The following is a 1,167-nucleotide window of genomic DNA, read 5'->3' on the forward strand; positions in this document are numbered from 1 at the left end:
ACCAGAAACTCCCCCTTGTAGATTTCCAGGTTTATTCCCTTAAGGGCTGCAAACTCAACCTCTCCCATCTCGTAAATTTTCCAGACATCGGTAAGTTTGATAAGAGGATCTTCTTCATTTTTAGAAATCCTTATTGCGTTAGAACTTTTAGTAGAATCATTTCCAGAATTATTGTATGGATTGATTTTTAGATCCTCCCTTGAATCATTCCCCTCTGAATCATTCTCAGATTCATCGTTGAAACTCGCCGCTTTTTCGAGCGAATTCATAATTTTTGAGGGATCTAACTTCGTTTTAAAAGACTCGATTATTTCAGTAAGTGTCATATACAGCCTCTAAATTCTGTCAGCGCCTCTTCAGGTTGCCTGAATAAGTTTGCTTTTTTGTACTCTACCTGAAACATTTATTTCATCTAAACTTTTTCATACTGTTGTTTGACTTATTGTTATTTGATTGTTTTTATTGAATTACAGGATTGATAACAATAACAGGTTGATAGCTAATTTGCGTTTTTTGAGGCACCTGCAAGATGCATAGTGCCTCGTATAGTGTCTCGTTTTATGGAATGTAGGTTTTTGACTGCGTCCTTATTTCGCTCTTCAAATGGGAAAATCTGAGTATCGAGTTAAGGATCTCCATAAAGTGGCGATTTATCCTGTTTCTATGTGCTCCTTTCTCATTGAGCCAGGATTAAGGCATCTGTCAGATTCAGAACGTCTTATCTACCAGCTTCTCAGGAGTAGGCAGTCATCCCCTTCATTGGCATTTAATAATAAAAGCATACTTAGCTAAAAACAGGAAATATAAGGAATTAATTTACCAATGAAGCTTTTTTGGACACAATATACACTATTTACTCTTTAATAGATCTCTAAATGGAAAATGGAATCTCAATAAAGTATTATTTGTTGCGAAGTTTTCTCAAAAGGGCTTCAGGCCTTCCATAAGAGCTATTTACTTCGACAAAACCGGGGTTTCAGGTATTATTTTTTAGTGCCTTACCCATTTCCGTAATCTCATCTGACACTGAGAGGCAAGAATTTTTCGAGACTTCTAACAGAGCCAACAAGAGATGCTTAAAATCTGGAATAGCTCAAGATGGCATTGTTAACTAAACATATTTAACTCTTTATTTCTGTATTTCATCAATAAAAGAACCGAGTACTT

Annotated in this window: 1 pseudogene; it reads right to left on the minus strand. The window is 35.7% G+C overall.

Annotated features, from left to right (window positions below):
- Positions 1–326 (minus strand): annotated as a pseudogene (locus RG963_RS16475) (ABC transporter ATP-binding protein); the annotation flags it as partial.
- Positions 327–1,167 lie beyond the last annotated feature (841 nt).

It is taken from the genome of Methanosarcina baikalica (genome assembly GCF_031461075.1).
Taxonomy (GTDB): Archaea; Halobacteriota; Methanosarcinia; order Methanosarcinales; family Methanosarcinaceae; genus Methanosarcina; species Methanosarcina baikalica.